At 66.0% G+C, this 5,159-nt stretch carries 7 protein-coding genes; 3 read left to right on the forward strand and 4 right to left on the reverse strand.

Translation table 11 applies throughout. The annotated features are described in order from the left end of the window. The 3 genes from ACLL81_RS13850 to ACLL81_RS13860 all read right to left on the reverse strand — a co-directional run. The coding region (locus ACLL81_RS13850; RefSeq protein WP_411288942.1) for an NAD(P)-binding protein at positions 1-1,033 on the reverse strand (1,033 nt) is incomplete at its 3' end. After that, on the reverse strand, positions 1,030-1,785 hold the full coding sequence (gene mddA / locus ACLL81_RS13855) for a methanethiol S-methyltransferase (RefSeq protein ID WP_411288943.1): 756 nt from the start codon (positions 1,783-1,785) through the stop codon (positions 1,030-1,032). The genes ACLL81_RS13850 and mddA, both read right to left, overlap by 4 nt. 34 nt (positions 1,786-1,819) lie before the next feature. Then, positions 1,820-2,104, reverse strand: a complete 285-nt coding sequence (locus tag ACLL81_RS13860; RefSeq protein WP_411288944.1) for a DUF4242 domain-containing protein — start codon at positions 2,102-2,104, stop codon at positions 1,820-1,822. Positions 2,105-2,205: 101 nt separating this feature from the next. Here ACLL81_RS13860 and ACLL81_RS13865 point away from each other — a divergent pair, with 101 nt between their 5' ends. After that, positions 2,206-3,162, forward strand: a complete 957-nt coding sequence (locus ACLL81_RS13865) for a LysR family transcriptional regulator (protein WP_411288945.1) — start codon at positions 2,206-2,208, stop codon at positions 3,160-3,162. Positions 3,163-3,219: 57 nt separating this feature from the next. Here ACLL81_RS13865 and ruvX read toward each other — a convergent pair whose 3' ends face one another. Next, positions 3,220-3,687: a Holliday junction resolvase RuvX gene (ruvX, locus tag ACLL81_RS13870; protein WP_411288946.1), complete on the reverse strand. Its 468-nt coding sequence runs from the start codon at positions 3,685-3,687 to the stop codon at positions 3,220-3,222. 84 nt (positions 3,688-3,771) lie between these two features. Here ruvX and gatC point away from each other — a divergent pair, with 84 nt between their 5' ends. Together gatC and ACLL81_RS13880 are read left to right on the forward strand one after the other, a co-directional pair. Then, positions 3,772-4,059 carry an Asp-tRNA(Asn)/Glu-tRNA(Gln) amidotransferase subunit GatC gene (gene gatC / locus ACLL81_RS13875; RefSeq protein ID WP_411288947.1) on the forward strand — a complete coding sequence of 96 codons (288 nt, stop codon included), beginning with the start codon at positions 3,772-3,774 and terminating at the stop codon, positions 4,057-4,059. After that, the coding region (locus ACLL81_RS13880) for an amidase (RefSeq protein WP_411288948.1) at positions 4,060-5,159 on the forward strand (1,100 nt) is incomplete at its 3' end. It lies immediately after the preceding gene.

Raw genomic sequence — 5,159 nt, forward strand, 5'->3', positions numbered from 1 at the left:
CGTCCGCGGTGCAATGCACATGAACGCGATCACGGCCGAACCGGCGGACGCCGTGTTCGAGCACCATCCGATCGGGCTCCAGGGCCATGACATGACCCAGCCGTACGACGTCGCGCACCGTACGCAGAACCTCGACCTCGCGCTCACCGGCAATCGCGCAACGGAACATCGTCGGGACGACAGCGCGGTCCAGGCGCAGGACGACCCCGGCCGCTTCCAGCCTAAGGAAGAAATCGTCGATGGAACCGGCCTGGCTCGCGGCCTCCATCTCGTCGGCAAACCCTCCGACGGTATCCTCGAAGAAGGGTTCGGCCGGTTGCAGCCGCCTGCGGTTCAGAAGCCAGGGCTCACGCGGCCGGACCCACGCGATATCGTGCCGGTCGACACCTTGCGAAAGGAGGTGCAACACCACGTCCATCGCCGTCTTTCCGGCCCCGATCACGGTATAGCCGGAGGCGCTTACGGCCTTGACCTCCAGCGCGTCAGGACTGATGCACCGCACGCCCTGGGCCACGGGAAAGCCAGGGCCATGGGTCTTGGGAAGCCGCGCGTCGGTAAAGGTTGCATCGACGACCCGGCGGCGTGCCCGGATTTTCAAAGCCTTACCGTCGACCAGGGATATAGCTACACCTTCACGCCTGTAGTCGTGCTGTGGAAGCCACCTGACCCGCCCGCTCGCCAGCAGCTTCTCCCGAAACACCGTGTCGTAATAGTCAAGGATCTCGGCCAGGCCTGCGCGCTCCATGCAGCCGGCGTCGAGCCCCGTCGTGTCCAGCGCGCCGGAGCCGAGCGGCATGGAGTTCACCCCATAAAGCGCCGAGACATTGTGCAGCCTGACGAAGGGATAGGCGTCGCGCCAGTGGCCGCCCGGTTCAGCGCGTCGGTCGATCAGCAGGATATCGGCTTTCGTCTCGTCCAGCAGGACATCGACGAAAGCCAGTCCCACTGCGCCAGCGCCGACCACGACATAGTCGGCTTCGAGGATCGAGTCCGCGCTTGAGGCCGTCTGAGCGCGCGCCGGCCGCCGCGTCATGCGGGACGCTTGTCGCGGATCGGGCCGGCGCGTTTCGGAAACAGCATCCCCACCGTCTGGCGGTACTGCCGATATCGATCACCGAACTGGGCGACCAGATCACGCTCCTCGAACCAGATGCCGATCAGGATGTAGCCTGTCGTACCCGTCGCGAAGACAAGGTGCCCCAGGCTCATGTGAGGGGTTGCCCAGAAGGCAATGATGAAACCCGCATAGATGGGATGCCGCAGCCAGCGGTACAGAAACGGCGTCGTGAACACGGTGTCGCCGTGGCCCGTTCGGCGGAGAATCCTGGCAAAACCTTGCGAGAGGCCGAACAGGTGAAAGTGGCTGATCAGGAAGGTGCTGACGAGCACCATGCCCCAGCCGAACCAGGCGACGCCTAGAATTCCCAAGGAGAGAAAGGAATCCTCAATCGACCACACGGTCTGCGGAAGCGGCTGCCACTGCCAGTACAGAAGCAAGAGGGCCAGGCTTGCGAACAGGACATAGGTGCTGCGCTCGCTCTGGGGTGGGACGACGCGGGTCCAGACCCGCTTGAACGCAGGTCGCGCCATGAGCGAGTGCTGGACCGCGAAAACACCAAGCAGGGCCATGTTGATCAGAAGCGAGGGCAGCAGCGGACCGGCCGCCCCGCTGTCGATGGTTTTCGGAACGACGGCATTCTGAACAAAACCGATCGCATAGAGGAAGCTCGCGAAGAAGACGATGTAGGCGAACACACTGTAGAGGGCTGAGGTCAGGCCTCGCATGACGACTCTCCTGGATTCGGACGAGCGGCGCGGATCAGTTGTTGGCGGTGAGGGGGTCGATGATCAGGGGTACTTCGGTGATGCGGGTCACCGGGATACCGCTCAGCTCCGCGTGTTTGCGAAGGGTCTCCTCGCTGTCGGCCACGTAGATGCAGAAGGCTTGATCGCCGGCGACATAGCTGTGCTGCCATTGGACCGCGCCGGCGAGTTGCTCGATCGCGTTATTGGACGCCCGCGCCGCCCCGCACAGTTCGACCAGAGACATGCCGCCAATGCCGGGGATGTCGCGTTCGATCAGATACCGTTTCAGCTTACTCATCGGATGCTCCTTGTTCCTGGGGTGCAACATCAGGTGAACAGGGTGGCTAAGGAAGCTAAACTTTCTTGTCGATGATAAAGCCTACCTTTAGTATCGGGAGCATGGTCGCCCCCACGCATCTGCGTTCACTTCAGGCGCTTGACGCCGCCCTGAGATACGGCTCCCTGGCGGCAGCGGCGGACAGGCTTTCCATTACCCCTGCGGCCGTTGGACAGCGCATCAAGGTGCTGGAAGACTATCTGGGCGTGGATCTGCTCACGCGCGGCCGTTCCGGACTGTCACCCACTCCAGCCGTCGGCCCGACCGTGGATCGCCTCCGAACGGCGTTTCGCGAACTGGAGGCGGTGGCCGAGGCGCTTAATCTCCAGCGCGGCCATGAAATCCATCTGGCGGCGCTGACTGACGTCGCCGAGCTGTGGTTGAAGCCGCGGCTGCATCGCTTTCGCGCCCAGCATCCGAACATCCTGTTCTGCATCAACGGCGAAGGCGAGGCCCCGTTGCGGCTTGGGTCGGTCGATTGCGAGATCAGCTTTGGCCAGGCTGCGGACGAGCCGAACCGGGACCTCCTGTTCGAGGATTTCATCATTCCCATCGGTTCGCCAGAGAACGTTCGCCGGATCGCAGGAACGGTCGAGCGAGACAGGCTTGAGGGGTTCCCCCTGCTGCACCTCGACTTCTACAAGGATGATTCTGCCGCGCCCGGCTGGGCCGACTGGGTTCGCGTCCAGGGCTTCCACCGCACATCGCCGGAACGCGGCATGCGCTTCCAGAGGATCGCTCCGGTTCTGGAGGCGGTCCGGGCGGACGCGGGCCTGACCCTCTGCGGGCTCGCCCTGATCGGTGAAGGACTGGACGACGGGACGCTGTCGCTACCCTTCCCCCTGTCGACCGGTTGCTGGACTGAACATGCCTTCCAGGCTCGGTTTCGCCCTGACGCCCTGGCACGGCCCCAGGTTCGGCGTTTCCGGCATTGGCTGGCCGAAGAGGCGCGGACTACGAGGAACTGGCTGGAACTTCGGTTGGAAGGCTCAAGAAATGCAGTCGGAATAACCCGATGATCAATGTCCGCACGTGGGCTGCCGCGCCCGCACCGCGGAGCTTTGTGAGTGCGCGACCTAGGCCCCTCGCAGGCGCTCCAGGGCGCCCTGCAGGATCCAGGCGGCGGCCAGCTTGTCGACCAGGTCGGCCCGCCGCGCCCGGCTGACGTCGGCTTCGCCGATCAGCATGCGGTTGACAGCCATGGTGGACATCCGCTCGTCCCAGAAGGCGATCGGCAGGTCGCGCAGGCGCAGCAGGTTGCGGGCGAAGGCGCGGTTGGATTGGCAGCGCACGCCCTCGGTCCCGTCCATGTTCACCGGCAGGCCGATGACGATCCCGCTCGCCCCGCGGCTCTGCATCAGCTTGAACAGGGCGGCGGCGTCCCCGGTGAACTTCACCTTGCGGATCAGCGCCAGGGGGCTGGCCACCGTGCGGGTGGTGTCGGAGACCGCCACGCCGATGGTCTTCTCGCCCAGGTCCAGGCCCACCAGCGGCGAGCCGGGCGGGGCGAGGGCGGGCAGCTGCAGAAGGTCGACGACGGCCATCGCCCCCTGTCGCATGGGCAGCGATGGCTTGCAAAAAGGCGCCGGGCGCGGCTAACCCACGCCCTTGAGTTCAAGGAGGGGCCGATGGCCATCGACGCGGCGACCGTGCGCAAGGTCGCCAGGCTGGCGAGGATCGCGGAGCCGGAGGAGAAGCTGGAGCCGCTGGCCAGGGAGCTGACCGGCATCATGGCCTGGATCGAACAGCTCGCCGAGGTGGACACCGACGGGGTCGAGCCGATGACCTCAGCCGTGCATACGCCCGCGCCCATGCGCGACGACGTGGTCACCGAGGGCGGCGATCCGGCCAAGGTGCTCTCCAATGCGCCGCGCACCGTCGGCGGCTTCTTCGTGGTCCCCAAGGTGGTCGAGTAGATGGCTGACCTCACCTCGCTCACCCTGAAGTCCGCCCTCGACGGGCTGGCCGCCAAGGCCTTCTCCTCGGCCGAGCTGACCCAGGCCCATGTGCAGGCGGTGGAAGCCGCCCGGGCGCTCAACGCCTTCGTGCTGGAGACCCCGGAGAAGGCGATGGCCATGGCCAAGGCCTCCGACGCGCGCCGGGCCCGGGGCGAGGCTGGACGCCTGGACGGCGCGCCCCTGGGCATCAAGGACCTGTTCTGCACCGAGGGCGTGCGCGCCACCGCCGGCTCGAAGATCCTCGGCAACTTCGTGCCCACCTATGAGTCCACCGTCACCGCCAACCTGTGGCGCGACGGGGCGGTGATGCTGGGCAAGCTGAACATGGACGAGTTCGCCATGGGCTCGTCCAACGAGACCTCGGCCTGGGGCCCGGTGGTCAATCCGTGGCGCGCCCGCGGCGGCGGCGCCCAGCTGACCCCCGGCGGCTCGTCGGGCGGGTCCGCCGCCGCCGTGGCCGCCGAGCTGTGCCTGGGGGCCACGGCCACCGACACCGGCGGCTCGATCCGCCAGCCGGCCTCGTTCACCGGCACGGTGGGCATCAAGCCCACCTACGGGCGCTGCTCGCGCTGGGGGATCGTCGCCTTCGCCTCGTCGCTGGACCAGGCCGGGCCGATGGCGCGTTCGGTCGAGGACACTGCGATCCTGCTGACCTCCATGGCCGGTCACGATCCGAAAGATTCAACGAGCATCGATGCCGAAGTCCCGGATTTTGCAAGCTTTTGTGGAAAATCGGTCAAGGGTTTGCGGATCGGTATCCCGAAGGAGTACCGCGTCGACGGCATGCCGCCCGAGATTGACGCCCTGTGGGAGCAGGGGATCGCCTGGTTGAAGGACGCCGGCTGCGAGATCGTCGAGGTGTCACTACCGCACACCAAGTACGCGTTGCCGGCCTACTACATCATTGCCCCAGCCGAGGCCTCTTCGAACCTCGCCCGCTACGACGGCATGCGCTACGGCCTGCGGGTCGAGGGTGGCAACCTGACCGAGACCTATGAAAACACCCGCGCCCAGGGGTTCGGCGCCGAAGTAAAGCGGCGCATCCTGATCGGCACCTA

The sequence above is a fragment of the Phenylobacterium sp. genome, from assembly GCF_046590535.1.
Taxonomy (GTDB): domain Bacteria; phylum Pseudomonadota; class Alphaproteobacteria; order Caulobacterales; family Caulobacteraceae; genus Phenylobacterium.

Bases quoted from the DNA above. Each gene is read 5' to 3' on its own strand.
- mddA (WP_411288943.1), bottom strand. From the start codon at position 1,785: ATGCGAGGCCTGACCTCAGCCCTCTACAGTGTGTTCGCCTACATCGTC.
- ACLL81_RS13860 (WP_411288944.1), bottom strand. From the start codon at position 2,104: ATGAGTAAGCTGAAACGGTATCTGATCGAACGCGACATCCCCGGCATT.
- ACLL81_RS13865 (WP_411288945.1), top strand. From the start codon at position 2,206: ATGGTCGCCCCCACGCATCTGCGTTCACTTCAGGCGCTTGACGCCGCC.
- ruvX (WP_411288946.1), bottom strand. From the start codon at position 3,687: ATGGCCGTCGTCGACCTTCTGCAGCTGCCCGCCCTCGCCCCGCCCGGC.
- gatC (WP_411288947.1), top strand. From the start codon at position 3,772: ATGGCCATCGACGCGGCGACCGTGCGCAAGGTCGCCAGGCTGGCGAGG.